At 63.2% G+C, this 26357-nt stretch carries 22 protein-coding genes; 14 read left to right on the top strand and 8 right to left on the bottom strand.

Translation table 11 applies throughout. From position 1 onward, the window contains the following. Positions 1-80: 80 nt before the first annotated feature. Positions 81-1658 carry an ABC transporter substrate-binding protein gene (locus F3H35_RS09885; protein ID WP_149779440.1) on the bottom strand — a complete coding sequence of 526 codons (1578 nt, stop codon included), beginning with the start codon at positions 1656-1658 and terminating at the stop codon, positions 81-83. A gap of 447 nt (positions 1659-2105) precedes the next feature. Between F3H35_RS09885 and F3H35_RS09880 the strand changes: the two genes are divergently transcribed. Both F3H35_RS09880 and F3H35_RS09875 read left to right on the top strand, forming a co-directional pair. Beyond that, positions 2106-2483 (top strand): DUF6746 family protein, encoded by a 378-nt coding sequence (locus F3H35_RS09880; protein WP_149779439.1) that lies wholly within the window; start codon positions 2106-2108, stop codon positions 2481-2483. Positions 2484-2613: 130 nt separating this feature from the next. After that, the gene (locus tag F3H35_RS09875; RefSeq protein ID WP_149779438.1) at positions 2614-4281 is read left to right on the top strand and encodes an ABC transporter permease; all 1668 of its coding nucleotides are present in this window, start codon (positions 2614-2616) and stop codon (positions 4279-4281) included. Positions 4282-4430: 149 nt separating this feature from the next. Here F3H35_RS09875 and F3H35_RS09870 read toward each other — a convergent pair whose 3' ends face one another. Together F3H35_RS09870 and F3H35_RS09865 are read right to left on the bottom strand one after the other, a co-directional pair. Beyond that, the gene (locus F3H35_RS09870; protein WP_149779437.1) at positions 4431-6803 is read right to left on the bottom strand and encodes a DUF1989 domain-containing protein; all 2373 of its coding nucleotides are present in this window, start codon (positions 6801-6803) and stop codon (positions 4431-4433) included. 70 nt (positions 6804-6873) lie between these two features. Next, complete coding sequence (locus tag F3H35_RS09865; RefSeq protein ID WP_149779436.1) at positions 6874-8238, bottom strand: flavin-containing monooxygenase; 1365 nt, start codon at positions 8236-8238, stop codon at positions 6874-6876. A gap of 164 nt (positions 8239-8402) precedes the next feature. Between F3H35_RS09865 and F3H35_RS09860 the strand changes: the two genes are divergently transcribed. After that, entirely contained in the window at positions 8403-9707 is a 1305-nt protein-coding gene (locus F3H35_RS09860) for an ABC transporter substrate-binding protein (protein WP_149779435.1), read from the top strand. Between the two features lie 7 nt (positions 9708-9714). On the opposite strand, the gene F3H35_RS09855 is transcribed toward F3H35_RS09860, so the two are convergent. Next, on the bottom strand, positions 9715-10440 hold the full coding sequence (locus tag F3H35_RS09855) for a FadR/GntR family transcriptional regulator (protein ID WP_149779434.1): 726 nt from the start codon (positions 10438-10440) through the stop codon (positions 9715-9717). A gap of 476 nt (positions 10441-10916) precedes the next feature. Between F3H35_RS09855 and F3H35_RS09850 the strand changes: the two genes are divergently transcribed. The 6 genes from F3H35_RS09850 to F3H35_RS09825 all read left to right on the top strand — a co-directional run bounded on the left by F3H35_RS09850 (position 10917) and on the right by F3H35_RS09825 (position 16165). Continuing rightward, positions 10917-12206 (top strand): ABC transporter substrate-binding protein, encoded by a 1290-nt coding sequence (locus F3H35_RS09850; RefSeq protein WP_149779433.1) that lies wholly within the window; start codon positions 10917-10919, stop codon positions 12204-12206. A gap of 75 nt (positions 12207-12281) precedes the next feature. Further along, positions 12282-13151 carry a branched-chain amino acid ABC transporter permease gene (locus F3H35_RS09845; protein ID WP_149779432.1) on the top strand — a complete coding sequence of 290 codons (870 nt, stop codon included), beginning with the start codon at positions 12282-12284 and terminating at the stop codon, positions 13149-13151. Further along, positions 13144-14124 carry a branched-chain amino acid ABC transporter permease gene (locus F3H35_RS09840; protein WP_223228376.1) on the top strand — a complete coding sequence of 327 codons (981 nt, stop codon included), beginning with the start codon at positions 13144-13146 and terminating at the stop codon, positions 14122-14124. Before F3H35_RS09845 ends, F3H35_RS09840 begins: the two co-directional genes overlap by 8 nt. Then, positions 14121-14888, top strand: coding sequence for an ABC transporter ATP-binding protein (locus F3H35_RS09835; protein ID WP_007817829.1), 768 nt, complete (start codon positions 14121-14123; stop codon positions 14886-14888). The genes F3H35_RS09840 and F3H35_RS09835 overlap by 4 nt, the downstream gene beginning before the upstream one ends. Further along, a complete protein-coding gene (locus F3H35_RS09830) occupies positions 14878-15585 on the top strand; it encodes an ABC transporter ATP-binding protein (RefSeq protein WP_149779430.1) in 708 nt (235 codons plus the stop codon). The genes F3H35_RS09835 and F3H35_RS09830 overlap by 11 nt, the downstream gene beginning before the upstream one ends. Next, positions 15536-16165 carry a tetratricopeptide repeat-containing protein gene (locus tag F3H35_RS09825; RefSeq protein ID WP_149779429.1) on the top strand — a complete coding sequence of 210 codons (630 nt, stop codon included), beginning with the start codon at positions 15536-15538 and terminating at the stop codon, positions 16163-16165. Before F3H35_RS09830 ends, F3H35_RS09825 begins: the two co-directional genes overlap by 50 nt. On the opposite strand, the gene F3H35_RS09820 is transcribed toward F3H35_RS09825, so the two are convergent. From F3H35_RS09820 to F3H35_RS09810, 3 genes are all read right to left on the bottom strand, one after another. Next, complete coding sequence (locus tag F3H35_RS09820) at positions 16138-16620, bottom strand: thioesterase family protein (protein ID WP_149779428.1); 483 nt, start codon at positions 16618-16620, stop codon at positions 16138-16140. The two genes, F3H35_RS09825 and F3H35_RS09820, sit on opposite strands and share 28 nt — an antisense overlap. Before the next feature lie 73 nt (positions 16621-16693). Beyond that, positions 16694-18211, bottom strand: coding sequence for an Asp-tRNA(Asn)/Glu-tRNA(Gln) amidotransferase subunit GatB (gene gatB / locus F3H35_RS09815; RefSeq protein WP_149779427.1), 1518 nt, complete (start codon positions 18209-18211; stop codon positions 16694-16696). 86 nt (positions 18212-18297) lie between these two features. Then, on the bottom strand, positions 18298-19581 hold the full coding sequence (locus tag F3H35_RS09810; RefSeq protein ID WP_223228375.1) for a hypothetical protein: 1284 nt from the start codon (positions 19579-19581) through the stop codon (positions 18298-18300). Positions 19582-19794: 213 nt separating this feature from the next. Here F3H35_RS09810 and F3H35_RS09805 point away from each other — a divergent pair, with 213 nt between their 5' ends. Then, on the top strand, positions 19795-20409 hold the full coding sequence (locus F3H35_RS09805) for a transglycosylase SLT domain-containing protein (protein WP_149779425.1): 615 nt from the start codon (positions 19795-19797) through the stop codon (positions 20407-20409). A gap of 8 nt (positions 20410-20417) precedes the next feature. On the opposite strand, the gene pepN is transcribed toward F3H35_RS09805, so the two are convergent. Then, the gene (gene pepN / locus F3H35_RS09800; protein ID WP_149779424.1) at positions 20418-22970 is read right to left on the bottom strand and encodes an aminopeptidase N; all 2553 of its coding nucleotides are present in this window, start codon (positions 22968-22970) and stop codon (positions 20418-20420) included. Between the two features lie 423 nt (positions 22971-23393). Here pepN and F3H35_RS09795 point away from each other — a divergent pair, with 423 nt between their 5' ends. From F3H35_RS09795 to F3H35_RS09780, 4 genes are all read left to right on the top strand, one after another. Beyond that, the gene (locus F3H35_RS09795; RefSeq protein WP_149779423.1) at positions 23394-23591 is read left to right on the top strand and encodes a hypothetical protein; all 198 of its coding nucleotides are present in this window, start codon (positions 23394-23396) and stop codon (positions 23589-23591) included. A 38-nt stretch (positions 23592-23629) separates the two neighbouring features. After that, complete coding sequence (locus F3H35_RS09790) at positions 23630-25126, top strand: FAD-binding domain-containing protein (RefSeq protein WP_188129936.1); 1497 nt, start codon at positions 23630-23632, stop codon at positions 25124-25126. Further along, positions 25126-25305 (top strand): DUF2256 domain-containing protein, encoded by a 180-nt coding sequence (locus F3H35_RS09785; RefSeq protein WP_149779422.1) that lies wholly within the window; start codon positions 25126-25128, stop codon positions 25303-25305. Before F3H35_RS09790 ends, F3H35_RS09785 begins: the two co-directional genes overlap by 1 nt. A gap of 250 nt (positions 25306-25555) precedes the next feature. After that, the gene (locus tag F3H35_RS09780) at positions 25556-26335 is read left to right on the top strand and encodes a gamma-glutamyl-gamma-aminobutyrate hydrolase family protein (RefSeq protein ID WP_149779421.1); all 780 of its coding nucleotides are present in this window, start codon (positions 25556-25558) and stop codon (positions 26333-26335) included. Positions 26336-26357: the final 22 nt, after the last annotated feature.

Below are 26357 nucleotides of genomic sequence, written 5' to 3'. Positions count from 1 at the left end.
CTCCGATCAATGCGGAAAACCGCGCCCCATAGGTGGGGCGCGGCATGTTCGGGCGGGCATGCGGCCCGCCCGAATAAGCGTCAGTTCATCGTGAAGAACTTGAACTTCGGATCATCCTCGGGGCTGACTTCGGTGCCGACCGCGCTGGTCATGCCCCAGTTGAGCACCTGATGGTGGATTGGGATATAGAGCTGCTCTTCCTGCACGACGTTCCAGATCGACTGGATGGTCTCGTTACGCTTGGCAAGGTCGGTCTCGGAGGCCAGCGACACGATCATCGCGTCGACGTCCGCATTCGAGAAGCCGGTGCCGTTCCAGCTGCCGCGATCCTCGCCACGGGTGTGAACGAGGAAGTTGAAGATGTACTCGGAGTCGTAGGTCGGAACGCCCCAGCCCAGCATGTAGAAATCCGTCTGATCATTGGTGATCAGCGGGAAATGCTGTGCCTTGGGTTTCGCGTCGAGGTTCACGGTGATGCCGATCTGCGCGAGCATCCCCACGGTGGCCTGACAGATCGCCTCGTCGTTGATGTAGCGGTCGTTCGGGCAGTCCAGCTGGATCGAGAAGCCGTCGGCATAGCCCGCATCCGCCATCAGCGCCTTGGCGGCGTCGATATCGGTCTTGGCCGAGCTGTCCATCTCGGCGGTCCAGCCATTTACGAAGGGGGGCGCAATCATGCCGGCGGGCTGGGATTGCCCGCGCATCACCACCTGCTTGATGGCGTCGCGGTTGATCGCCATGGACATGGCCTTGCGCACGCGCACGTCCGCCAGCGGGTTCTTGCCTTCGACATCGTCATTGGCGATGTCGTCTGCGCCCATGTTCATTCCGAAGAAGATCACCCGGTTCTGAGGCGCTGTCTTGACGACCAGACCCTCGGTCTCGCCCACGCGGCCCAGATCCTGCACGGGAACGTCCTGAATGAAATCGACTTCGCCGGACAAAAGCGCCGCGACGCGGGTGGCGGCGTTCTGGATCGGGGTGTAGACGATGTCGGTCACATCCATCGGGAATTGGTCCTTACCCCAGTAGTTTTCGTTCTGGGTAAGGACGGTTTTCACGTCAGGCTCGCGGCTGACCAGCTTGTAGGCGCCGGTGCCCATGGCGTTGGTGGAGGCAAAGGTGGTCTGTCCGCCCTCGACGTCCTGCACGGTGACGGAGTCGTTCGCCTCGGCCCAGCCTTTGTCCATCATGAACAGGTTGGTCAGGTTCGAGGGCAGGATCGGGTTCGGCCCGTCTGTCACGAATTCGACGGTATGATCGCCCACGGCACGCACTTCGACCACCGAGGTCAAAAGCTCTTTCATGTTGGAATTCTCGGATTTTGCGCGGGTGATGGAAAAGACCACATCCTCGGCGGTGAAATCCGAGCCGTCATGGTATTTGACGCCCTGACGGAGGTTGAAAACCCAGACGTTTGGATCATCCGCCTTGGGCGCCCAGTCGGTCGCAAGCGCCGGCTGGAAGGCGCCTGTCATGTCGCGGATAATCAGGGGCTCGTATATCTGATGGGCCAGCGTGTGGGTCGGCCCTTCGTTCTGCGCATGCGGATCGAGCGTGAGCGAATCCCCCGCACGGGCCCAACGCAGCGTCTCGGCAGAGGCGCCGATCGATGTGCTGGCCAAGAGCGCTGCGGTCAGAATTGCTGTCGTTTTCATTGTGGACTCCCTGTCGTTATTTTGGATTTATCTCTGAATTCGTAGCCTTAACGATAGGCAAGATTAACCATGGTGTATGCGAACGCCAAAAGATAATTCGTCATCTGTGCATGACGTTTCGTCAAGTTCGGTCTGTATCGTCCAGATTGCGAGAAGTTCAGACCGCGCGAATGACTGAAAGACCCACAAAATTTATCAGGAAATATTGACAGCAATCTCACTCTCCCCTAGCCGTGGGCAAGATATCGGAGCGGCGTGGCGCGAGACTTGGGTTTCCTGCTTTTGTGCGAGCGTCGTGGCGATGTCGCGCGGATCATCTGCACCCGAATGGTGATGGTGCAAAGATGTCCCCGCGAAACGAGAGCGACCTGAGCGGTACGCAGTCGGTGGATCATCGGCCAACCCGCGCGGCAGCCAGCATGACACATCCGAAAAAGGATCAGACCGATGAAACATACCGTTGGAAGTCTTGTCACAGCTGCGGCGATCACGCTTGGGCATTTGGTGCCTGCTACTGCCGAGCAGGTGACGCATTATGCGCCCGAACCATCCGAGACGCTGGAGCAGGCGGTCGAGAATTTCGCGAAATATAACGACAAGTTGGCAGATGTGCTGGACCGCGATCCGCTGACGACGGCGGATATGGAAGAGGTGCACGAATACACCTACACTCTGGAAATAGCCCTGGCGAAGATCAACGAGGAGTTGGGCGCGCTGCCTGTGGTTCTGGAGGAGGTTCACCAGACATCCGAAGGCGATGACCCCGAGCGTCTGCGTGCCGCTGGCGAGGCCTATCTGGCGCAGGCAAGACTGCTGGATCGCTGACGCGAAGCCGCAACCCGGTGCGGCCCGAGAAAAGGGCCGCACCGCATCTCACACTTTTTTTGTCGGGAATGTCTGGAACCCGGCAGCGTTTTGTGGCAGCCATGGCGCCTGAACCGTCGAAAGCAACCCTATGTCCGAACGCCTGCTGCATCGAATTGCGTGGATTGCCGTGATCCTGTGCGTCGCGCCGATCCTGGCGGCGGCGCTTGCGGCATTCACCGGCGATCTGGATACGTGGCGCGACATTCTGGCGTCCGTCCTGCCGCGCTATGCGCGCACGACGCTGATTTTGGTAATGATCGTAGGGGTTTCGACGGCACTGATCGGCAGTGTGACGGCCTGGCTTGTCACTGTCTACCGCTTTCCCGGCTCCCGCTGGCTGGAGGTGGCGCTGGCGCTGCCGCTGGCTTTTCCTGCCTATGTGCTGGCCTATGCCTATACGTCGCTGCTGGATCATCCCGGACCGGTCCAGACCTTGCTGCGCGAGGTGACGGGCTGGGGGCCGAGGGAGTATTGGTTCCCGGAAATCCGCAGTCTGGGCGGGGCGGCGTTGATGCTGACCATCGTGCTTTATCCCTATGTCTACCTGCTGGCGCGGGCCTCGTTCAAACAGCAATCCTCGAACGCGTTTCTGGTGGCGCGGACGCTTGGGCGCTCGCCGTTCCGGGCCTTTCTGCGGGTAGCGCTGCCGATGGCGCGGCCGGCGATCGCGGGGGGGGCGCTGCTGGCGGTGATGGAGACCATCGCGGATTATGGAACGGTGGCGTTCTTCAATGTGCAGACCTTTGCCACGGGTATCTACCAGGCGTGGTTCTCGCTTGGGGATCGGGCGGCGGCGGCGCAATTATCCCTTTGTTTGCTGAGCTTTGCGCTGCTTCTGGCGGGGCTGGAGCGGGCGCAGCGCGGCAAGGCGCGCACTGCCGGGCAGGGCGCGCGGTTCGAGACGATGGAGCGGCCCCAGTTGACCGGTGCGGCGGGCTGGATGGCGACGGCGTTCTGCCTTGCGCCGGTGGCGCTTGGGTTCCTGATTCCCGTTATAATGCTGGGGTTCATGGCGGTGGGGTCTGGGCAGAACCTGTTCGATAGCCGGTATCTGTCGCTGATGCAGAATTCCGTTGTGCTGGCGGGGGTTGCGGCGGTTCTGACGGTGATCGGGGCGGTGCTGATCGGGTTTCGCGCACGCACACGGCCGGACCGGCGGTCGCGGCTGATGGTGGTGGGCGCGGGGCTGGGATATGCGGTGCCGGGCGGCGTGATCGCGGTGGGGCTGATGGTGCCGATGGCGGCGCTCGACAATCTGATCGACGATGTGATGGAAGCCACGTTCGGGATCAGTACGGGGCTGCTGATCACCGGGTCCATATGGCTGATGATCGTGGCTTATATGGCGCGGTTCATGGCCGCCGCGCTGAATGCCTATGACAGCGGAATGGCAACAGTTCCAGTGCATTACGACGCGATTGGCCGGTCGCTCGGGCAGCCGGGACCGCGGCTTTTGTGGCGGGTGCATCTGCCTGTGGCGCGCACCAGCGTGCTGACTGCGCTGCTGATCGTGTTCGTCGATGTGATGAAGGAACTGCCCGCCACGCTGATCCTGCATCCGTTCAACTTCCAGACGCTGGCGGTGCAGGCGCACCGGCTGGCGTCGGATGAGCGGCTGTCGGAGGCGGCGGTGCCGTCGCTGGTGCTGGTGGCCTTCGGGCTGATCCCGGTGGCGCTGCTCTGCCGGACCTTGGGCCGGGACGGGGCGCAGGGGCGGCGGAGTGCGAAGCTGGGCACGGCCATCCGGACCGGCTGAGCCGCGACTCACCCCCAAAGCCCTTGGTTAACAGGGAAAAACCCGTTCGGTATCACGTCGGTATAACGTCGGTATCGCGTCGGTATCGACCGGCTTCAGATCAATCGTAAACGAACCGCGCGTTGCGGCGCGGCCTGGAGTCGCCGGTCTCAGTCGTAATTGCCCTTCACGCGTTCCTTGGTCGGATCGAAATGCGGGAAGGGGACGATGGTGGCCTTGAGGCGTTTTTGCTGACCGTCGAGCTGACCCACCTCGACGGCGGTGCCCGGTTCGGTATGGGGCAGGTCGAGCCGCGCCAGTGCGATGGTCTTGCCGAGGATGGGCGAGCGCATGGCCGAGGTGATCTCGCCGATCTGAGCGCGGCCCATGCGCACGCAATCGCCGCCCGAGGGCACGATGCCGCTTTCGATCTCGAGCCCGACCAGTTTGCGCTGCGGATGCGCCTTGCGGTTTTCGAGCGCCGTGCGGCCGATGAAATCATCCTCCTTGCTCTTGAGCGGAACGGCAAAGCCGATGCCGGCCTCGAACGGGTCGGTGCGGTCGCAGAATTCGGCATTGGCGAAGATCAGGCCGGATTCGATGCGCAGCATATCCAGCGCCTCGAGCCCGAGGGGTAGCATACCCTTGGGCGCGCCCTCGGCCCAGATGGCGTCGAAGACCTGCGGGGCGTGTTTGGGGTGACAGAACACCTCGTAGCCCAGTTCGCCGGAATAGCCGGTGCGGCTGACCACCAGCGGGATCCCGTCGAAATCGCCGATCCGGGCGATGGTAAAGCGGAACCATTCAAGCTCGTCGATGGTGGGCTGTGTCGGCGGTGTCCAGATCAGGGCCGAGAGGATCTCGCGGCTGAGGGGGCCTTGCACGGCGATATTGTGCAGCTGGTCGGTGGAGTTGCGCACGAAAGCGTTCATCCCGCGCTCCTGCGCCTGCTGGCGCAGCCACAGGCCGGAGGTGTCATTGCCACCGATCCAGCGGAAATTGTCCTGACCCAGACGGAACACGGTGCCGTCGTCGATCATGCCGCCGTGATCGTAGCACATGGCGGTATAGACCACCTGACCGACGGCGAGTTTTTTCATGTTGCGGGTCACGCAAAGCTGCATGAGGGCTTCGGCGTCGGGGCCTGTCACCTCGTATTTGCGCAAGGGCGACAGATCCATCACGGCGGCCTTTTCGCGGCAGGCCCAGTATTCGGCCAGAGCGCCCTTGCCGGTCATGTCCGAGGCCAGCCAATAGCCGTTGTATTCGATGAAATTGCGCGTGTGCTGCGCGAAGCGGGAATGGAACCCGGTTTCCTTGGTGTCTTCCACTTGGGCCTCCGCCGATTTGCGATAGCCGATCGAACGGCTGAAGGTTTCGGTCGCGCCATAGCTGCGCACCTGAATGTCCGTGGGGTTCCAGCCATTGGCCGGGTCCACATCGCAGGGGCAGGCAGTGGACACGCAGATCAGGTCGGTGAGCGCGCGCAGCAACACGAAATCGCCGGGGCGCGACCATGGATCGTCCATGCCGATGGCGTTTGTCTCATCCAGCATGGTGTTGAAGAAGAAGTTGATCGCGGGCCAGCCGGCGCGCGGGCGGATGCCGTATTGCGCCAGATCGGCATTCATGTTGTCCGAGCAGTTCACGTGACCGGGATAGCCCAGATCCTCGTAGTAGCGTGCGGTACAGGCCAGCCCGAACGTGTCATGCCGGCCGCATGTGTCCTGCACGATCTCGACCAGCGGTTCCTGATCGACGCTCCAGTATTTCGAGAAGATGCCGGGTTGGGGATAGAGCGACCCCATCAGCGAGCGGGTCGTGGTGGGGTCGATGTCGCGTTCCAGCCCCTTGTCCAGTGCGCGCATCGAGAAGGCCTGAAAATCCGAGCATTCGCGGCCCTGCACATCGAGGATCTGGATATACTGGCCCTTGCGCACCTCGTAGCTGTGCGCCTCGCCGGGCTGGATGTTGATGTCGTGGATCGGATCGGCCAGCGGATCGGGGGGCAGGAGCCCGCCCTTGGTGTTGCGGCGATTGGCGCGGCGGATATAGAGGATCAGGTCGGTCGGCGTGTCCTGCGCGGAGGGCTGCATCGGGCCGCCGGGAGCGGCGACGATCAACAGACCGTCGCAGGACGCGTGAAACGTGGCCATGTCGCCGGGGCGCGAGCCTTCGTCAAAAACGCGCACCGCATCGGCCTTGCCCAGCTTGAAGCCCGCCGCATCGAGCGCACGCGCCACCCGGGCACCCGAGGGCGAGCCATTGGCCAGTACCGAGATCACGCCTTCGGGGCGGCCCGAGCCGGTGGTTCCCAGCATCGCCGCATCCGAGCGCCCGTCGGGGCCGAAGAGAACAAGCTCGCCGCATTGCAGGCCTTCGGGATCGAGCACGGTGATTTCGTCCCCCGCCTCGATCGGCAGGGCACGGGAGCCGCCGGCGGGCACGGGGTGCCGCTCGACGCCGGGTTCCAGCACCGGCAGGCCGGGCAACAGGATGCCCGCCCGCTCGTAGGGGGTTTCGAAGAGGGGGGTGATGGCCATGATGTGTTCGCGCGCTCAAGGGTTCGTCGCCCCGGCCGTGGGGGAAAGACACGGCCGGGACGACATCGGATCAGGCGGATTGGGCCTGTTTTTCGGTTTGCAGGTAGGATTCGAGGCTGTCATCGAGTGCCTCGACCCAAGGTGTATGATGCGGCGGCGCCTTCTTGCCGGTCATCGGTGACACATAGCCGTAGTTGCGGAAGGCCATGATGTCTTTCTTCTTGTGCTTCTTCCATTCGTAGAAGGCCTGACAGGCGGCTTCCACATCGAAGGAGGGGTAATCGGTTTCGGCGATCAGTTCCTCGACATAGTCGCCCTGATAGCGGATGCAGGCGTAATCGTCCTCGAGCTTGTCCTCGTCGGCCTCGCGCTGTTTCCAGTCGGCCTCCATGGTGGCGGTGTCGGGCAGGGCGATCTTGCCCATGATGCAGTCACGCACCCACCAGGCTTGCGCGTCGAACATGTTGAAGGTGAACCACTGGTCCTGCATCCCGAGATAGAACAGTTTGGGATTGGGGACGAAGACCACGCCCTTGTAGAGATCCGCCGCGGCCAGCCGGTTGGCGGTCTTGAGGCGCAGAGCGTCGGGAAGGAAGGGGAAGTGGTGCTTGTAGCCGGTGCACAGGATGATGGCATCGACCTCGCGGCTGGTGCCGTCGACGAAATGGGCGGTCTTACCCTCGACATGGCTGAGGCCGGGGGCCTCGTCCCAGTTGTTGGGCCATTGGTAGCCCATGGGACCGGAGCGGTGTGACGAGATGATCGAGTTGCAGCCGTATTTCCAGCATTGCGAGCCGATATCCTCGGCCGAGTAGGACGAGCCCATGATGAGGATGTCCTTGCCTTCGAATTCGCGGGCGTCGCGGAAGTCATGGGCGTGCAGGATGCGGCCATTGTAGGATTCGAAGCCGGGATAATGCGGCACGTTGGGCGTGGAGAAATGGCCAGAGGCGACGATCACATGGTCGAACACCTCGACGGTTTCCTCGTCCCGGGCCGTGTCGCGGGCGGTGACGGTGAATGTGCCGGTTGCGTCGTCATAGCGGACATCGCGCACGTAGTTGTTGAAGCGGATCCAGTCGCGGACCCCGGCCTTTTCGACGCGGCCCTTGATATAGTCGAACAGCACCTCGCGGGGCGGGTAGCTGGCGATTTCCTTGCCGAAATGTTCGTCGAAGGTGTAGTCGGCGAATTCCAGCCCCTCCTTCGGGCCGTTGGACCACAGGTAGCGATACATCGAGCCGTGGCAGGGAAAGCCGCTGTCATCGACGCCGGTGCGCCATGTGTAGTTCCACAGACCGCCCCAGTCGGACTGCGCCTCGTAGCAGACGATCTCGGGGATATCCTCGCCGTTTTCGGCGGCGGATTGGAATGCACGCAGCTGTGCAAGCCCCGAAGGGCCGGCTCCAATGATACCAACGCGTTTCTTTGCCATGTGGTCAGTCTCCCTGATTGGTATGAACCAAATTTAGGTTTTGGTTCTTTTGGTTCACTTCAGTAAGCCAAACCGTGTACCAATGAGTCAACAACAATCCTGTTCAGGGCGCGATCCGGTGGTATCGTCGCAGAACGTCTTGGCGCAAGGGAGCACGGAATATCATGGAGTCGTCGAGTTTTGCGCATCGGCTGGCGATAAGCGGCGCGCTGCCGCGCCTGCAGGCGGGGATGGCAAGCACCGTCAATATCGGCTTTCTCGCGCCGCTGAGCGGGCCGGTCGAATCCTGGGGGCTGCCCGGGCTGCATGGCTGCCGGATCTGGGAAAACTGGCTGAATGCCGCGGGCGGTCTGCTGATCGACGGGCGCCGCTATCCGATTCGCATCCATGCGCATGATTGCGGCTATGAGCCCAAGACGGCGATGGCGGGGGCTGTGCGGCTGGTGCAGGATCATGACGTCAAGCTGCTGATGATGCTGGGCGGTGACAGCTTTACCCCGGTGGCGGATTTCCTGATGGATCGGCGCATCCTGACCTCGACGCTGCTGCCCAGTGATCTGAGTCCGGACACGCCCTATCTCATTGCGCCGTCCGAGGTGCACCCGATCTATCTGGTCACCGGGGTGGAGTGGCTGGCCAAGGCGCGGCCCGAGCTGAAAACCGTGGCGATGTGCAGTCAGCGCGATGCGCTTGGCCTGCCGTCGCTGGCCACCTATCGCGCGGCGTTCAAGGCGGCGGGCATCCGCGTTGCCAAGGAAATCCAGTATGATCCCGCGATGACCGACGCCGCGGCATTGGTGCAGCCGATGCTGGAGGAAAACCCCGATATCCTGTGCTGGTGCACCAGCTATACGCCGATGGTGCATGCGATGACGGAATACGCCCATGCGCAAGGCTTCAGGGGGCAGATCATCTCGTGCACGCTGGATCACTACGATCGGCTGGTGGCGCGCACGGGGCGTGATTTCATGGAAGGTACCGTCTTTCACTTTCCGGATTTCGACGATCCGGCGCTGCGGGAAAAGGCGTTTTTCTTCAACCAGCCGAATGTCTTTTACGAGGAATACAACGCGCGTTACCCCGGAAGCTGGAGCGCGGTCAGTTGGGAATATGCCGCCATTCTGGATATCTGGCACGCGGCGGTGGAAAAGGCCGGCACGGTCAATCCGCTGTCGGTTCTGGCGGCGATGAAGCAGCTTGGTCATGTCACCCACGCGTTTGGCCCTGCGCAATGGTGGGGGCGCGATGTATTCGGCGTGGACAATGCGCTGGTGGGCGAATGGCCGGTGGTGACGGTGCAGGACGGCAAGGCGCGGATCGTCAGTTTCGGGTCGGTGCCGGGCTGGCTGCGCGACAATGCCGATCTGCTGAAACGCGAGATGATCGCTCTGGGTCAGATGTGGGATCAGCGGCTGGAGCGCGGGGCCGGCGAGGGCACCGAATTGCAGGCCCGCAATATCGAGGCGTGAGGCGCGATCAGAATTCCTGCAACAGCAGTTTCTGTTCCTCGACCAGATGCAGCTTGATGAATTCCACCGCAGAGGCGACATCGCGCGAGGCGATGGCGTTGAACAGGGTGTTGTAGCGTTTCTGATAGTCCTGAATGCGGCGCGGCGTCAGGTTGCGGCGGCGCAGTTTGGTGCGAAAGCTCTGGCGGTAGGTTTCGATGGTCAGCCGGTAGCAGGACGCCAGCAGAGGGTTTCCGGTGCCTTCGGCGATCTGGCTGTAGAGCTTTTCCTCGAGTTCGATGAAGGCGTCCATGTCGGTATTGATGGCTTCGAGCGCCGACAGGGTTTGCGACAATTCGGTGATCTGGCGGGGGGTCATGTTGACCACCGCAAGCCGGACCATTTCAGGTTCGAGAATGCCCCGCACCACCAGATGATCCAGCGGGCTTGTATCATCGGCCACGGACTCGTCGAAGGCACGCGACGGTGTCTTGGAGCGGTAGGTCACGAAGCTGCCCGAGCCGGGGCGGCGGCGGATCACGTTCTGGTTTTCCAGCACGTCCAGCGCCTCGCGGACGGTGTTGCGCGCGACGCCCAGTTCCGAGGCCAGGGTGCGTTCGGAGGGCAGGCGTGTATCGCTCGGGTATTCTTCGGACTTGATGCGCGCGAACAGGGTATCGACGACGATCTGCACCGTCGCGCCGATCGGCTGGGGTGTGACGATGGTTGCGGTGTCGTCGAGATGTCGGGTCATCGGGGATCCTGAAGCTGGCGTAGATGGGGCAATCTAGCGCGCAAAGGGCGGGTGGGAAAGCGGTCTGCTGCCGGGATGTGGTGCGCCATGCTTGCCGCGCCCATGGGCGGCGGATGATGCCCCGCGCAGGCGGGATATTGGGCCGGACATGGAAATTGGTACCCTTGTGGTTGAAGAAGTGATTATTTTAGATACAGAATATATATAACAAAAACAACAAATTATAATTATCCGTTTATTTTTGTCGGAATTCATGCGCAATAAAAGTCCGCAATTGATCCAATAATTGAACCAATTTTGTTGGCAGGTTGGGGTATCTCTGTTAGCGTTCGGAGTCGAGGCCGAAGCAACCTGCGCGCATTGGTATGGCTGTGCCTCGGTCGCCCTGCCGCTGTCGCGCCCGCTCGTTCCATGACGTTGGCCTCCAAGAAAATCGCCCGAAACCAGCGGGCATGCCAACATGGGAGAAAACGAAAATGCTTTCCAAGATCATGAAGCCGGGGCTGACGCGCCGGACCTTCCTGCAATCCTCGGCAGCGGCCGCGGCGGCCTCGAGCCTGCCACGGCTGGCCCATGCCCAGAACAACGTCATCAGGATCGGCTTTCTTGCGCCTTTGACGGGGGCGGTGGCGGCCTGGGGCAAGCCGGGGCTCGACGGGTGCCAGATCTGGGCCGAGAGGGTGAACGCGGCGGGCGGCATCCAGCTGTCGGACGGCGCCTATCAGGTGGAGTTCGTGGCCTATGACAACGAATATGACCCCGCCAAGGCCCGCACCGGCGCGACCAAGCTGATCCGCGAGGATGGCGTCAGCTTCATCATGATGCTGGGCGGCGACACATGGCCCGGCGTGCAGCCGGTGGCCGACAAGACCGGAATGCTGTTTTCCACCTTGCTGCCCAGTGACCTCAGCCCCGACACCACCACGCTGATCGCGCCGGCCGAGGTGCATCCGATCTACAATGTGACGGGGGTCGAGTGGCTGGCCGAGAACCGGCCCGAGCTGAAGACGGCGGTGATGTGCGCGCAGGACGACGCGCTTGGCCTGCCGTCGGTCGCCACGTATCTCGCGGCGTTCGAGGCGGCGGGGATCGAGATGCAGGATGAGCCGCTTCTGTTCGACCCGGCCACGACAGATTTCGCGCCGGTCGTCACGCGGCTGATGTCGTCGAACCCGGATATCGTCTGTCTGGACACGTGCTATTCGGATTATGTGCATCCGATCTGCGAGCAGTTGTTCCAGCAAGGCTATCAGGGGCAGATCATCTCGTGCACGGCGGATTTCTATGACCAGATCATCGCCAAGACATCCAAGGAATTCATGGAGGGGTTCCTGTTCCAGTTCCCGGATTTCGACGATCCGGCGCTGAATTCGGATCAGGTGAATTTCGAGGATCCGAACGGGTTTTTCGCCGAGTTCAACAAGCGCTATCCCGGTCAATGGGGTGCTGTGAGTTGGGAATATGCCTCGGTGATGGATCTGTGGAAGGCCGCCGCCGAGAAGGCCGGATCGGCCGAGCCGGATGCGGTGATCGCCGCCATGAAGGAGGGCGGCACCGGCAAGCACGCCTTTGGCGATGCGCGCTGGTGGGGGACCGAGCTTTTCGGGATCGACAACGCGCTGGTGGGCGATTGGCCGGTGGTGGCGATCGAGAACGGCAAGGCCACCATCAAGGAGTTCCGCAGCATCCCGGCCTGGTACGACAAGCATGGCGATCTGCTGGTCAAGCACATGAAGGCCTATGACCAGATGTGGGATCAGCGCTAAGGCGCGAGGCCGGAAAAAGGCGCCGCGAATGAGGGTGTTCGCGGCGCCTGTCCCTGACAGGAAGAGACCGAACAGATGCTGGAACTCCTTGCGCAGACCGGCCTGAATGCCGTGTATGCGGCGAGCTATATCTCGCTGATTGCGGTGGGCCTTGTGCTCATCTTCGGCGTCATGGGGGTGATCAATTTCGCCCATGGCGAGCTGTATATGGCGGGCGCCTATACGGTGGTGCTGATGTATACCGATTTTCAGGTGCCGTTCTTTCTGGCGGTGGCGATGGGGCTGATCTTCGTGGGGTGTCTGGGCCTTGCGATGGAGCGGGCGCTTTTCCGGCCCTTGCGGGACAATCCGTTGGGGGGGCTTGTCGCGTCGATCGGGTTTCTGATGATCCTGCAGGCGGTGGCCGCGATGGGGTTCGGCGTGCGGATGGAGCATATCGCCCCGGTCACGCAGGCGGTGATCGAGTTCTCCGAGAGGGTGCGCCTGCCGGTGGCGCGGCTTTACGTCATCATAGCGGCGGTCGTGCTGTTGAGCGCGCTGTGGATTTTCCTGAAGAAGACGCGGTTTGGCTGGGCGCTGCGCGCGGCGGCGCAGGACCCCGAAGCGGCGGCGTTGCAGGGCATTTCGATCAAGCAGACAGCGCGGATCGCCATGTTCATCGGTGCGGGCCTTGCAGGAATCGCGGGGGCGCTGACCGCGCCGCTGGTGTCGGTCAATCCGCATATGGGCCATTCAGTCATCATCACGGCCTTCATCGTGATCATCGTCGGCGGTGTGGGCAGTCTGGAAGGGGCGGTCGTGGCGTCGGTGGCCTATGCGATCATCCACACGTTCATGACCACGTTCTATGACGGGGTGATCGCCGATATCGTCGGGCTGAGCCTGATGCTGCTGGTGCTGATCGTCAAGCCGACGGGTCTTTTCGGGAGTGCGGATCGTGCGTAGGCTCGTCATCATCCTGCTGGCGGCCTGTGCGCTGCTGGCGCTGCCGCATGGGCTGAGTTTTTCGCAGCAGGAAATCCTTGTTTTCCTGACCATCAACATCCTGCTGGTGTCCTCATACCGGCTGCTGACGCTGACCGGGGAATGGTCGCTGGCGCATGTGGTCATCATGGGGGTGGGGGCCTATGCCTCGGCGCTGTACAGCAAGGAGCTGGGGGTGTGGGTGCCGGTCTCAATCCTGCTGGGCGGGGCCACGGCGGCGCTGCTGGCGGTGCTGTTGTCCTTTCCGTTGTTCAGGATGAAGGGGTTCTATTTCCTGATCGGGTCTTTCGCCGCCGGTGAGATCATCCGCCTGTTATGGAAGCGCTTTCGCGATCCGTTTGGCGGGCCGAAGGGGATCAAGGGGATCGAGCCGATGCCCGATTTTTCCATCGGCATCTATGATTTCGATTTCTTCGAGCCGGTCAGTTACTACTACCTGTCGGCTTTGGTGGTGGCGGTCTGTCTGTGGGTGCTGTGGCGGATTGAGCGCAGCCCTGTCGGCCTGACCTTTCACGCGGTGCATTGGCAGGACAAGCTGGCCGAGGCATCGGGGGTCAATCTGCGGGCCTATCGGACGCTGGCCTTTGCCATCGCCAGCGGGTTCGCGGGGATCGGCGGCGGTCTGATGGCGCATTATGTCGGCACGATCAATCCCAACAGCTTCGATGTCGATCTGATGGTCTATGTGCTGACCTGGGCGATCGTGGGCGGGACCGGCACGTTCTATGGTCCGATCCTTGGCTGTGTCGTGCTGACCGTGCTCAACGAGATCGTGCTGCGCGAGCTGGGCTTCGAGCAGATGCGCCCGCTGATCTATGGCCTGATCATGATCCTGTCGATCCTGTTCCTGCCCAAGGGATTGGAAAGCATCGTGCAACATCTGACAACGCGGGGCCGCGGCAAGGGCGTTGAAGAACAAAGGGCTGCGGAATGACCCAATTTCTAGAAGTCGATACCCTGACCATGCGCTTTGGCGGGCTGACCGCCGTGGACGGTCTGAGCCTGAAGGTCAGGCATGGTGAAATCCATGGTCTGATCGGCCCGAATGGCGCGGGCAAGACCACCACGTTCAACATGATCTCTGGGTTCTACAAGCCGACATCGGGCGAGGTGCGGCTGCGCGGCGAGGTGATCTCGGGCTTGCGGATGCACGAGGTGGCCCGGCGCGGCGTGGTGCGGACCTTTCAGCATTCGACGCTCTTTGCCGAGATGACGGTTCTGGAAAACGCACTGGTCGGCACGCATATGGCATTTCGGCCCAATATCTTCGCCGCCATCGCAGGCTGGGATCGCGAGGACCGGCGCGGCGCCGAGGCGCGGGCACGCGAGGCGCTGGAGTTCTTCGGGCTGCATCATCTGGCGGGTGAATTGGCCGGGGAATTGAGCCATGGGCATCAGCGTGCGCTTGGGCTTGCGGTGGCCTATGCGAGCCATCCCGACGTGATGCTGCTGGACGAGCCGTTCACCGGCATGAACCCCGAAGAAACGCGAGGCATGATGGGCTTGATGCGCAAGCTGCGCGAGGACGGGATCACCATCCTGATCGTCGAGCATGACATGCAGGCGATCATGGGCCTGTGCGACACGATCACCTGCATGAGCTTCGGCAAGTTTCTGGCCGAGGGCGGACCCGCCGAGATCCGCAATCATCCGGCGGTGATCGAGGCCTATCTGGGAGGCGCGCGTCATGTTGCTTGAGATGCGCGATGTGTCGGTCAGTTACGGCAAGGTGTCGGCGGTGCGGGGCATATCGCTTGGCGTGCCGGATGGGGCGATCGTGACGATCATCGGCGGCAATGGCGCGGGAAAGACGACGACGCTGCGGGCGATGTCGGGCATGGTGCCGCTGGCGGGGGGCGAGATTCATTTTGACGGGCAGCGCATCGATGGGCTGACATCCGACAAGATCGTGGCGCGCGGCATCGCCCATGTGCCCGAGGGGCGGCGCATCTTTCCGGATATGACGGTCGAGGAAAACCTGCGCACGGGGGCGTTTCTGAGGCGCGACAAGCCGGGGATCGCGGCGGATCTCGAGCAGGTCTATGAGCGGTTCCCGAGGCTGCGAGAAAGGCGGCGACAGCTGGCCAAGACCATGTCGGGGGGCGAGCAGCAGATGCTGGCGATCGGGCGCGCGCTGATGTCGGCGCCGCGGCTGTTGCTGATGGACGAGCCGTCGATGGGGCTTGCGCCGGTGATCGTCGAAGAGATCGCCCGCATCATCGAAGAGATCAATGCGCAGGGCGTGCCGGTGGTTCTGGTCGAACAGAATGCCGAGCTGGCGCTGGAACTGGCCAGCCATGCCTATGTGCTGGAGACGGGAAACATGGCACTGGAGGGGCCAGCCGATGAGCTTCACGACAATGAGCATGTTCGCGCCGCGTATCTGGGGATTTGACCCTGGCTCACCGATGGCGCGGGTTGCGCTGCAGGCGGGATGGCGGCGGCGAGACCTGATGTGGGAGGCGTTGATGGAGCGTGGCTGTGCTGCGTGGGCGGCTGGCAAGACACGCGTGGCGGTTTGGGCGTTCCTCAGGGCGCGGTTGATCGCCTCGCGGTTTGCGACGACCGATTTGCGGCGGGCGGCCAGTGAGGCGGCACTTGGTGTGGTGACGCGCGCGCCCGGTCGGATTTTACGCGCCGAGGCCATGTTCGCGCGCCATGCCGAGGCGCAGATCGCGGCGATGCAGATCGCGCCGCGCGCGCGCAGTTCCCTGTTTCACCTGCGCATGGAGGCGCGGCACCGAGACACCTATCACGCCAATATGCGCCTGCGCCTGACACGCATCGCCGAGGAAACCGCCGCCTGCCTGCAGGAGATGGCGCAGGGCCGTGCGCCGTCGCACCGGCTGCATACCCGGTGGCTTGGTGAGAAGCCGGTGGTATTTGACGACACGAGAAAGGTGCTGTCGGCCTGCCTTTTGATCCCGGATAGCCTGTCGGGCGGGGATCAGGGCTTGCGGCGGATGCCGATCTGAGAGCCGACCCCGTCGGGACGAGGGTGTTGTGCGTGTTGCGCGGCCATGGCGCGCACACGGCTCAGGATGTCGTCGGGCATGGGGGCGACACGGGGGCCGTCCAGATCGACATGCAGCGTCATGCCCTCGCCGGTGGCGGCCAGCCAGCCGTCCTGATGGTAGAGTTCCTGGAAGGTGTGGAACCGCTTTTCGTCATGGTCGAGCAGCCAGAACGAGGCCTGCAGCGTGTCGCCGAGTTTCACCTCGCGCAGGTAGCGGATGTGGAATTCGGCGGCGAATGTCGTGTGATTGGCCTGCGCCACATAGTCCGGGCCGAAGCCAAATTCGGCGAAGACCTCGTCGGCGGCACGGTCGAACAGGACGGTGTAATAGCCCATGTTCAGGTGATTGTTGAAGTCGATCCAGCCCGGCTCGATCTTGAGCGGGGAGGACATGAAGGGCACTGATGTGGTCATTCTATCCGCCTGTCCGATGACCCCGGCAGGGTAAGCCCCACCCAAGCCGGACCGGGGCGAGGGGCGCTGCCCCTCAGCCCTGATCGAGGCCCAGCTTTTGCTGGATGATGTCGTTCACCGCCTTGGGGTTGGCCTTGCCGCCCGTGGCTTTCATGACCTGCCCCACGAACCAGCCCGCCAGTTTGGGATTGGCCTTGGCCTTTTCTACCTGTGCGGGATTGTCGGCGATGATCTGATCCACGGCGGCTTCGATCGCGCCGGTATCGGTCACCTGCTTCATGCCTTCGGTCTCGACGATTTCCTCGGGGGCGCGGCCGGTCTCGATATGGAGTTCGAGCACGTCCTTGGCGATCTTGGTCGAGATCTCGTCGCGGGCGACCATGGCGAGGATGGCGGCGTTCACCTCGGGGGCGACGATCTGACGGGGGCTGATCTCGGCCTTGTTGGCGCGGCCCAGAACCTCGTTGATGACCCAGTTGGCGGTGCGCTTGCCATCGCCGCCGGCGACCGAATCCTCGAAATACTGCGCCAGATCGACATCCGCCGTCAGCACGTTGGCGTCATATTCCGTGACGCCGTATTGGGTGACGAAACGGGCTTTTTTCTCGTCGGGCAGTTCAGGCAGGGAGGCTGCGATGCCATCGACCCAAGCCTGTTCGATTTCGAGCGGCAGCAGGTCGGGATCGGGGAAGTAGCGGTAATCATGCGCTTCTTCCTTGGAGCGCATGGAGCGCGTCTCGCCCTTGTCGGGGTCATAGAGCCGGGTTTCCTGCACCACCGAGCCGCCGGATTCGACGATCTGGATCTGGCGGCGGGCTTCATATTCGATGGCTTGCTGGATGAAGCGCATGGAGTTCATGTTCTTGATCTCGCAACGGGTGCCGAGATGCGAGAAATCCTGCGTTTCCATGTATTTTTCATAGGCGCCGGGCCGACAGATCGACACGTTCACATCGGCGCGCAGGTTGCCGTTCTGCATGTTGCCGTCACAGGTGCCCAGATAGCGCAGGATCTGGCGCAGCTTGGTGACATAGGCGGCGGCCTCTTCGGGGCCGCGGATATCGGGGCGGCTGACGATTTCCATCAGCGCCACGCCGGTGCGGTTGAGATCGACGAAGGACATGGCCGGGTCCATATCGTGGATCGACTTGCCCGCGTCCTGCTCGACATGGATGCGTTCGATGCGCACAAGGCGCGCGATCCCCGGCTCCATGTCCACGAGGATTTCACCCTCGCCCACCAGCGGATGATAAAGCTGGCTGATCTGATAGCCCTGCGGCAGGTCGGGATAGAAATAGTTCTTGCGGTCGAAGGCGGACCACAGGTTGATCTTGGCTTTCAGGCCAAGCCCGGTGCGCACCGCCTGTTCGATGCAGAATTCATTGATGACCGGCAGCATCCCCGGCATCGCCGCGTCAACGAAGGACACGTTCGAATTCGGCTCGGCGCCGAATTCGGTGGAGGCGCCAGAAAACAGCTTGGCCTTCGAGGCCACCTGAGCATGGACCTCCATACCGATGACCAGTTCCCAGTCATGCTTCGCCCCGGCGATCACCTTGGGCTTCGGGGGGTCGTAAGTCAGATCCAGCATCACCATGCCTCCATCGGTCGCAACGCGAGCGTTCTAGGCCAAGCCCGGTCGACGGGCAAGGGGCGGATGGCGGCTGGCGGCGCCGGTCAGAGTGCCGGGAGCCGGTACATGCCCGATGACGAGAAGGCGATCGTGTGACCGGCGGCGATATCCTTGGCAAAGCGCAGCGCGATTGCGCGCAAGGCGGCATGCCGCCCCCGTGTGACCAGCGCCCGGCGCGACGGCAGGGCAGGGGTCAGGCCCGGTGACATCAGGGTCTGGGACCAGACCAGCGGATGAAGTTCTGTCAGGTGCTTGCTCAGGATCCAGTCCAGACAGTCATGCAGCCTCGATCTTGTGGCCTCGCTGCCTGCAGGCAAGGCCGCAGGGCGGGCGCGGTCGGGGGCCATGGTGATCGCACAGAAGGCGGCAAGCTGGTTGGTCACATGCTGATCGCGCTTGATGCCGAGGATATGTTCCAGCCCTTCGATGAAGTAATCCGCATCCAGCCGGATCAGTGCCGCGTCATCGGTGGCCAGCGCATCGAGATAGACCCAAGTATAGCCGCCCGATCCCCAGACCTCGCCGGTGCGTGCGGCGGTGCGGCGGGCCTCGAGCTCGAGCTGGTCATAGGTGCCGTAATAGCGCGGCAGCAGATGAAATCCGAGCGCGCGCATATGGCGCGGGCAATCGGGATCAAGCGTGATGAGTTTTTCGTAATCATCCGCCACCCGCCGGTCGGGATGGCGCTGCGTGGCCAGAAGCGCGCATTTGGCCGCCGCCAGTGACGGCGAGTCGAGCTCTTGCGGATCATAAGGCGCCAGAAGATCCACGGCGCGCTGGAAATGGGCGTCGATCCGGTCCGAGGTGTCGGGACCAGCGGCGAGCTCTCCGGATGTGGTGGCGGTCTGCAAGGCCCAGCCGATATCGAAATGCGACAGCGCCACGACGAGCGCAAGGGCATGGCGGCCGTGATGATCCAGAAGAATGTCCTCCATCGCCTCCATGCCGGACATGTCGGGATTCATCCCGTCATGGATCGCGTCCTCGGCGGCGGCGACCAGATCGCTTCGCGCCCCGAATGCCAGCAGAAGCGACGCGGCTTCGCCGCCCGGTGTGGCAAGGCGGCTTTCGTCGGCATAGTCGATCCGGTCGGCCAGATCCTCCCAGAGGTCCTGACGCGCCAGTTTCAGTCCGAGGTCCTGATGCGTTGCGCGAGCCATTTCCTCGTCGCTGACCGGCAGGGACGGCAGGATGATCCGCTTCATGAGGTCTTCGAGGTCGGGATCGGGTTTGCGGCGCAGCCGCGACAGCGCCCCTTCCAGAAAACCATCCGCCGCGTTGGACTCTGTTGCGTCGGTCGAGGTTTGATCCTTGGGTAATCTGGACATGAACGGCATGAACGCTCCGGTTGCTTTTGGTTTCGCCCCTGACGGGACCCTGCGCGTGTAATCCGGCCAAAAGTGGGCAAGCTTGCGGAGAAGCCGGGGAGAATTACAGGCGCGAAGGTGATTGATTAATTTCCGGGATCCGGCCAGACTTCTGCGATGCTTAGGGGGTTAGTCATATTTTTCGTTGCAATGCAGGTGTTTGGCGTCCCTGCAATGGCCGAGTCGGAGCGCCCTGAGGCGGTGCTGAGCATCCCTGCGCGCGACGGCAATATTCCGCGCACAAGGTGGGAGCATGTACCGGGATCGGTGCTTTGGACGCGCGCGGCGCTGTCGGCGCTCAAGGATCACGGAAAACCGCTGACAACCATGGTGCCCGGCGACATCGCGGAATGGTGCCCGGCCTATGCGACGGCTGCGCCCGAGAAGCGCCGCGCCTTCTGGGTGGGATTTCTTTCGGCGCTGGCCAAGCATGAAAGCACCTATCGGCCGCAGGCGGTGGGCGGCGGGGGCAGATGGCATGGTCTGCTGCAAATCCTGCCGGCGACCGCGCGCGGCTATGGGTGCCGGGCCAGGGATGGGGCTGCACTCAGGCATGGGCCGGAAAACCTGAGCTGTGCGATCCGGATCATGGCGAAGACCGTGACGCGCGACGGGGTCGTGTCGCGTGGAAAGCGCGGGGTGGCCGCCGATTGGGGGCCGTTGCACAACAGCGACAAGCGCGACGACATGATGCGCTGGACCCGCGCGCAGAGCTATTGCAAGCCGCTGAGCAGCGTGCGCCCGCGCGCGCGCAGCACAACCGTGGCCACCCTCGCCACGCAGGAGTGATCCGAAGCTCAGGCGCCGCGGATGCGGCTGACCATCTCGGTCGTGTCGCGGCTCAGACCGGGGGTGTCCAGTATCCTGTCGAGCTGCCCGGCGATCATGTCCTGGCGGGCCGCGTCATAGCGTTTCCATGTCTCGAAGGCCGAACACATGCGCGCCGTTGTCTGCGGGTTGACGGGATCGAGCCGGATCAGCCATTCGGCCAGAAGTTCGTAGCCGGCCCCCGAGGCATGATGAAACCCCGCCGGATTGGCCGCGAGCGCTCCGAGCGTGGCGCGGAACCGGTTGGGATTCTTCATGTCGAAATCGGGATGCGCGGTCAGCCGTGCGGCGGTGGCGGCTGCGTCCTGCGGGTCGGCATGGACGATCTGCAGCGTGAACCATTTGTCGATCACCAGCCGGTCATGGCGCCACTGGTCATAGAAGCGCTGGACGGCTTCGGCGCCGGTGCCCGATTGCAGCAGGCATGACAGCGCGGCGAGTTGCTGGGTCATGTTGTCGGCGGCGTCATACTGGCGCTGCGCCTGCGCGCCGCCATCCAGACGGCTGATCATGCCAAGGGCCGCATTGGCCAGCGCCCGCGCACCGGATTGTTCGGCATCCGGGCGGTAGGGATCGGTCACCTGAAACTGCGCGTGAAGCCGGGTTGCCAGATCCTGACAATGCTGCGCGCGGGCCTGACGCAAGGTTTCCAGCGCCTCCCATATCGTTTGCGGATCGGGCGTTGTGCCCAGATCGGCAAGGGTCTGCGCCAGATCGTCCTGACTGGGCAGGCCGAGCGCCAATGCGCGGAACGCGGGATCGAGGCTGTCGTCGCGGGCCATCGCATGGATCGCATCGAGATAGGCGGCATCGGGGGCGGCGCCCTCGCGGATCTGGGCGATCAGCCCGTCGCGGGCGAGCGCGCGGCCGGCCTCCCATTTGTTGAACGGATCGGTGTCATGGGCCAGCAGGAATGCGCGTTCGGCGTTGTCCGTCGCGCGTTCAAGGATCACAGGCGCGGAAAAGTCGCGGAGGATCGACGGGACGGGGCGCGCGGTCAACCCTTCGAAAGAAAAGCTTTGCCGCGCCTCGGTCATTTCCAGCACGGTCGTTTCCATCACCTCGTGGCCATTTGGTCCCAGAAGGCCCACGGCGATCGGGATGACCTGTGGCGCCTTTTGGGGCTGGCCGGGTGTGGCGGGCGTATGCTGTTCGAAATGCAGTGTGTAGGTGCCGTCCTTGAAGTCTTCGGTGACCTTGAGGCGGGGGGTGCCGGCCTGAGAGTACCAGCGTTTGAACTGCGTGAGGTCGCGGCCCGTGACATCCTGAAAGGCCGAGAGCCAATCCTCGATCGTGCAGGCCTGCCCGTCATGGCGGTTGAAATACAGCCGAACCGCTTCTGCATAGGCGTCATCGCCCACCAGCCGCTTGAGCATGCCGATCACCTCGGCGCCCTTTTCATAGATCGTCGCGGTATAGAAGTTGTTGATCTCGACAAAGCTTTCGGGGCGGACGGGATGCGCGAGCGGGCCGTTATCCTCGCGGAACTGGCGGGCGCGCAGGGCGATCACGTCCGAGATGCGCTTGACCGGGGCGCTGCGCATGTCCGAGGTGAATTCGGCGTCGCGGTAGACGGTCAGCCCCTCCTTGAGGCACAGCTGGAACCAGTCGCGACAAGTGATGCGGTTGCCGGTCCAGTTGTGGAAATACTCGTGCGCGATGATCGCCTCGATCCGCTCGAAATTGGCGTCGGTGCTGGTCTCGGGGCTGGCCAGAACGCAGGAAGAGTTGAAGATGTTCAGCCCCTTGTTTTCCATAGCCCCCATGTTGAAATCGTCGACCGCGACGATGTTGAAGATATCCAGATCATACTCGCACCCATAGACATCCTCGTCCCACGTCATCGACTTTTTCAGGGCTTCCATCGCGAAGGCGCATTTGCCCTCGTCGCCGGGGCGCACCCAGATGTTCAACTCCACCTCGCGGCCTGATCTTGTGGTGAATTGACCGGGGTGATTGACCAGATCGCCCGCAACAAGGGCGAACAGATAGGCCGGTTTCGGCCACGGATCGTGCCATTCGGCAAAACCCGGGCCTTGCGACACCGGGTTGCCGTTGGACAGCATCACCGGCATGTCGCCTTCGATCCGGACGGTGAAGGTGGCCATCACGTCGGGCCGATCGGGGTAATAGGTGATCTTGCGGAAGCCTTCGGCCTCGCATTGGGTGCAATACATGCCTGATGACATGTAAAGACCTTCGAGGGCGGTGTTGTTGGCGGGGTCGATCTCGACTTCGCATTCCCAGATGAACGGCGCATCGGGTACGCTGCAGCGCAGTCCGCCCTCGACCAGGTCTGGCGTGACAGGTTTTTGGTCGATGCGGGCGTCGATCAGGGTCAGCGCCTCGCCATGCAGGAAGAAATCGCGCGACGCCGTGTCGGGATTGGGCCGGAACGCTATGCGCGACACCACCCGCGTGGCATTGGGTGCGAGCCGAAAGGTCAGATGCACATCGTCGATCAGCCAGTTGGGCGGGGTGTAATCGGCAAGGTAGATCGGTTGCGGTGCGGCGTCTTTCATTTTCGGCTCCGTCATGCTGCATCCGGTGCAGAATTGCAGGTTGCACGAGCAGGTTAAAGCGTATTCCCGATGCGGCAAGTCCTGCGGGCCGTGCGGGTTCCATGAAAGCGTGCCATGCGCTTGGAATATCCTCGAGACGGTGCCGGGGCACATGACCCGGCTTGGGCCTTGGGCAGCGGGGTATCGCGACCGCTCACGTCATCGTGACCGGCGATGCGGCTTTTGCCCGCCGGCCCGCCGCTGCGCAGCCGTGGAGGGATTGGCCGGCCTCACGCGGCTGTCATGGTCGGTGAGGCGCCGGTCCTTTCGAGGGGGTGATCTGGACGCGGGGCTTGTCGCATCCCGGCCCGCGCCCCACGTCAATCATGTGGCCGCTCATCGAGGGGCCATGCAATTCACTGCAACCGTTCAAGGAGGTACGCTATGTCAGCCCCCAAGACGGATATCGACAAACAGGAACAGAATCACAAACCGGCGCTATGGGGTATTCGCGGCGCGATGATCTTTGCGGGGGTCCTGTTGCTGGCGATGATCACCTGGCTTGCCTATCAGGGGCAGGAGCCGGGTCAGCCCGACGCCTATATCGATGGGCGCACAGGTGAGGAAGTTCCTGTCGAATGACCCTTTTCGCCTTGCGATGATCCGCTAGATCACAGGTCATGACAGGCCCTGTGATCTGCTGGTTCAAGCGCGATCTGCGCATTGCCGATCATCCCGCGCTGCACATGGCGGCGGGGCTTGGTCCTGTGCTGCCTGTCTATATTCTGGAGCCTGAGCTGTGGCGGCAGGACGATGCCTCGGGGCGGCAATATGCTTTCCTGACCGAGTGTCTGGCCGATCTGCGCGAGGATCTGGCGCGTGTGGGGCTCAGCCTTGTCTTGCGGGTGGGCGATGCCGTGGAGGTGCTCGACGATCTGCGCCGGAGCTGTGGCGCGGCGAATCTGGTGAGCCATGAGGAAACCGGGAACGGCTGGACCTTTGCGCGGGATCGGCGCGTGGCCGGTTGGGCGCGGGCACAGGGCGTGTTCTGGCATGAGGTACGGCAATGCGGTGTCGTGCGGCGGCTGGCGACGCGCGACCGCTGGCAATCCGGGCGCGACGGGTTCATGCGCGCGCCGCAACTTGATGTGCCGGTCGGGCTTGAGGGGGTCGACGCACCGAGCGATGACTTGCCGGATGCGATGGCCCTCGGGCTGAAGGACAGCTGCCCGCTGCGGCAGCCGGGCGGGCGCCGGGCCGGACAGGCGACCTTGCAGAGCTTCCTGCATGACCGCGGGCAAACCTATCGTCGCGCCATGTCCTCGCCGCTCGAAGGGGCACAGGCCTGTTCGCGGATCAGTCCGCATCTTGCGTTCGGCACTCTGTCGGTGCGCGAGGCTGTGCAGGCCGGTGCGGCGCGGGCGGCCGCGGTCAAGGGCGGGCGCGATGGCTGGTCCGGGTCGATGCAGTCATTCCAGTCGCGGCTGGCATGGCGGGATCACTTCATCCAGAAGCTCGAGGATGAACCGGCGCTTGAATATCGTTGCCTGCATCCCGCCTATGAGGGCTTGCGCCCGCAAACCCCGGATGCCGCGCGCCTGCAGGCCTGGGCCAAGGGCGAGACCGGGTTGCCCTTCGTGGATGCCTGCATGAGATCGCTGGCGGCGACCGGCTGGCTGAATTTCCGCATGCGCTCCATGGTGATGGCGGTGGCGTCCTATCACCTTTGGCTCGACTGGCGGGCGACAGGGCCGGTGCTGGCGCGGCTTTTCACCGATTACGAGCCGGGCATCCACTGGAGCCAGGTGCAGATGCAATCCGGCACCACGGGGATGAACACGATCCGCATCTACAACCCCGTCAAGCAGGGCCACGACCAAGACCCCAACGGGGCCTTCACGCGCCGCTGGTTGCCCGAACTGGCCGATGTGCCCGACGCCTATCTGCAGACACCATGGGCCTGGGGCGGGGCCGGGCGCCTGTTGGGGCGGCGCTACCCTGAGCCGCTGGTCGATGTGGCCCGCGCCGCCAAAACCGCGCGGGAACAGGTCTGGGCCGTGCGCCGACGCGAGGGTTTTCGCGAAACCGCGCGTGATCTGGTGGCACGGCATGGCAGCCGCAAGGGCCGCCGCGACCCGATGCCCGCCCCTGACCGCCAGATGAGCTTCGATTTCTGATGCTCCGGCAAAAGCGCAAATCCGATCTTCCGTCGAAGCCCTGCGCCACCTGCGGGCGGCCTTTCACATGGCGCAAGAAATGGGAGCGCGATTGGGAGAATGTGCGCCATTGTTCCGAACGCTGCCGGCGGTCGCGCGGCACCGCATCGCCCGATCCCGCATCGCCCGTCAAAAGGTGACATACGGCGCGGGGGTCGTGTGAGAAATGGCGCAGATCCCCCGCGCGAACGCTGATTCTTGACCGCCGGGGGAAGCGGGCACGGACCGGCGCCCGCGCCATTTCTCACCTGCCCTTGATAGTGGCAAGTCGTTATGAAAGCGTTGAGAAAAGAGGTTCTGCAGGGATGCGCGGATGGTTGTGCAGTTATCGCCGTTTTCCTATGGTCATCCTCACGTTACATTCTGGTCAGAAGCAAGAACAGGACGTCCATGACCATGCGCCCCGTCATCGGCATCATCGGGAACCGATACAAGATCGACGACAGCTACCCGGTTCATGCCGGTGGGATGATGAATTCCGAGGCGGTGTCGGGTGTCTCGGGCTGCATGCCTCTTCTGGTGCCGAGCGATCCCAGATTTGTCAGCGTCGATGAGCTGCTCGAGGTGTGCGACGGCTTCCTGCTGACGGGCGGGCGCCCCAATGTGCATCCCGAGGAATATGGCGAGCCTGCCACCGAGGCGCATGGCGCGTTCGATCGGGCACGTGATGCGATCACCCTGCCGCTGGTGCGGGCCTGCCTCGAGCGCGGTCAGCCGGTGATGGGCATCTGCCGTGGCTTTCAGGAGATGAACGTGGCGCTTGGCGGCACGCTGCACCCGGAAATCCGTGAATTGCCCGGCCGCGACAATCACCGGATGCCGCCCAACGGCACGATCGAAGAAAAATTTGCGCTGCGCCATGCGGTCCGCTTCGGCAAGGGCGGTGTGTTCCACCGGCTGATGGGCGCCGAAGAGGTGATGACCAACACGCTGCACGGTCAGGGCATCGTCAGGCCGGGCCGGGGGGTCGTGATAGACGGGTTCGCACCCGACGGCACTCCCGAGGCGCTGTATGTCGAGGGGGCCAAGGGCTTTGCGCTCGCCGTGCAATGGCACCCCGAATACAACGCCGCCAACGACCCTGTAAGCCGGCCCCTGTTCGAGGCCTTCGGCGAGGCCGCGCGCGCATGGGCGGCGGGCGCGCAGACGCCCTCTCTCAGGTCGGCCTGAACACGATCCTGCCTGCTTTGCT

The organism is Roseovarius litoreus, assembly GCF_900142765.1.
Taxonomy (GTDB): Bacteria; Pseudomonadota; Alphaproteobacteria; order Rhodobacterales; family Rhodobacteraceae; genus Roseovarius; species Roseovarius litoreus.
The sequence above is the reverse complement of the archived record's forward strand: the minus strand, read 5'-3'. Positions and strand labels throughout refer to the sequence as shown.

Excerpts from the sequence above, each read along its gene's own strand:
- F3H35_RS09810 (WP_223228375.1), bottom strand. The coding sequence starts at position 19,581 with ATGTCCAGATTACCCAAGGATCAAACCTCGACCGACGCAACAGAGTCC.
- F3H35_RS09865 (WP_149779436.1), bottom strand. The coding sequence starts at position 8,238 with ATGGCAAAGAAACGCGTTGGTATCATTGGAGCCGGCCCTTCGGGGCTT.
- F3H35_RS09790 (WP_188129936.1), top strand. The coding sequence starts at position 23,630 with ATGACAGGCCCTGTGATCTGCTGGTTCAAGCGCGATCTGCGCATTGCC.
- F3H35_RS09820 (WP_149779428.1), bottom strand. The coding sequence starts at position 16,620 with ATGACCACATCAGTGCCCTTCATGTCCTCCCCGCTCAAGATCGAGCCG.
- F3H35_RS09780 (WP_149779421.1), top strand. The coding sequence starts at position 25,556 with ATGACCATGCGCCCCGTCATCGGCATCATCGGGAACCGATACAAGATC.
- F3H35_RS09855 (WP_149779434.1), bottom strand. The coding sequence starts at position 10,440 with ATGACCCGACATCTCGACGACACCGCAACCATCGTCACACCCCAGCCG.
- F3H35_RS09825 (WP_149779429.1), top strand. The coding sequence starts at position 15,536 with ATGAGCTTCACGACAATGAGCATGTTCGCGCCGCGTATCTGGGGATTT.
- F3H35_RS09875 (WP_149779438.1), top strand. The coding sequence starts at position 2,614 with ATGTCCGAACGCCTGCTGCATCGAATTGCGTGGATTGCCGTGATCCTG.
- F3H35_RS09885 (WP_149779440.1), bottom strand. The coding sequence starts at position 1,658 with ATGAAAACGACAGCAATTCTGACCGCAGCGCTCTTGGCCAGCACATCG.
- F3H35_RS09845 (WP_149779432.1), top strand. The coding sequence starts at position 12,282 with ATGCTGGAACTCCTTGCGCAGACCGGCCTGAATGCCGTGTATGCGGCG.
- F3H35_RS09880 (WP_149779439.1), top strand. The coding sequence starts at position 2,106 with ATGAAACATACCGTTGGAAGTCTTGTCACAGCTGCGGCGATCACGCTT.
- F3H35_RS09835 (WP_007817829.1), top strand. The coding sequence starts at position 14,121 with ATGACCCAATTTCTAGAAGTCGATACCCTGACCATGCGCTTTGGCGGG.
- gatB (WP_149779427.1), bottom strand. The coding sequence starts at position 18,211 with ATGCTGGATCTGACTTACGACCCCCCGAAGCCCAAGGTGATCGCCGGG.
- F3H35_RS09785 (WP_149779422.1), top strand. The coding sequence starts at position 25,126 with ATGCTCCGGCAAAAGCGCAAATCCGATCTTCCGTCGAAGCCCTGCGCC.
- F3H35_RS09870 (WP_149779437.1), bottom strand. The coding sequence starts at position 6,803 with ATGGCCATCACCCCCCTCTTCGAAACCCCCTACGAGCGGGCGGGCATC.
- F3H35_RS09860 (WP_149779435.1), top strand. The coding sequence starts at position 8,403 with ATGGAGTCGTCGAGTTTTGCGCATCGGCTGGCGATAAGCGGCGCGCTG.
- F3H35_RS09805 (WP_149779425.1), top strand. The coding sequence starts at position 19,795 with ATGGCCGAGTCGGAGCGCCCTGAGGCGGTGCTGAGCATCCCTGCGCGC.
- F3H35_RS09830 (WP_149779430.1), top strand. The coding sequence starts at position 14,878 with ATGTTGCTTGAGATGCGCGATGTGTCGGTCAGTTACGGCAAGGTGTCG.
- pepN (WP_149779424.1), bottom strand. The coding sequence starts at position 22,970 with ATGAAAGACGCCGCACCGCAACCGATCTACCTTGCCGATTACACCCCG.
- F3H35_RS09850 (WP_149779433.1), top strand. The coding sequence starts at position 10,917 with ATGCTTTCCAAGATCATGAAGCCGGGGCTGACGCGCCGGACCTTCCTG.
- F3H35_RS09795 (WP_149779423.1), top strand. The coding sequence starts at position 23,394 with ATGTCAGCCCCCAAGACGGATATCGACAAACAGGAACAGAATCACAAA.